Origin of the sequence: Nocardiopsis prasina DSM 43845 (assembly GCF_000341265.1) — a bacterium.
Lineage (GTDB): Bacteria > Actinomycetota > Actinomycetes > Streptosporangiales > Streptosporangiaceae > Nocardiopsis > Nocardiopsis prasina.
In genome coordinates, this window is sequence record NZ_ANAE01000060.1 from 1 (window position 1) to 509 (window position 509).

Annotated in this window: 1 protein-coding gene; it reads right to left on the reverse strand. The window is 77.0% G+C overall.

Features of this window, described 5'->3' with window-relative positions:
- Positions 1 to 248: hypothetical protein (locus D452_RS27520; protein WP_040692904.1), on the reverse strand; the 248-nt coding region annotated here is incomplete at its 3' end.
- Positions 249 to 509: the final 261 nt, after the last annotated feature.

The following is a 509-nucleotide window of genomic DNA, read 5'->3' on the forward strand; positions in this document are numbered from 1 at the left end:
GTGTTGGCGGCGCTGAACCGGTCGCCGCGCAGCTCCAGGCGCAGCCGTCCGGGCGTGCCGGCGCGGCGCGCCGCGTCGGCGGCGTTCTGCGCCAGTTCGACGACGGCGCGGTCGCGGTAGGCGCCGAGCGCGTAGTCCTCTTCGGCGTTGGCGTCCTCGCGGAATCTGGCGGGGGCGTCGGCCCAGCCGTCGAGGACACGCCGCCGCTGTTCGGCGGTGCCGAACGGGTCGGTGTGTGACAGGGCCATTGGGGCTCCTCCCGCATGGGTGCTGAACTACCGTACGCGACCCGCCGTCCGGTTCTCAGCCGGACAGCGCGGTGCCGCCGCAGCAGGCGCGGGAGGTCTCCCCGCGGGCCGCCGGAGCGATGGGCGCACTCGCGTGCGCTACCCGGGCGGAACAGGGATCAAAGCCCGGCGGCGCCCGTATCACCGCCGGCGGGGGGTGCGCGCTCAGGACCGGCCGGCCCCGGCCTGTCGGTCCGTGCACGGGAGCGGCGGGGGGCGGGG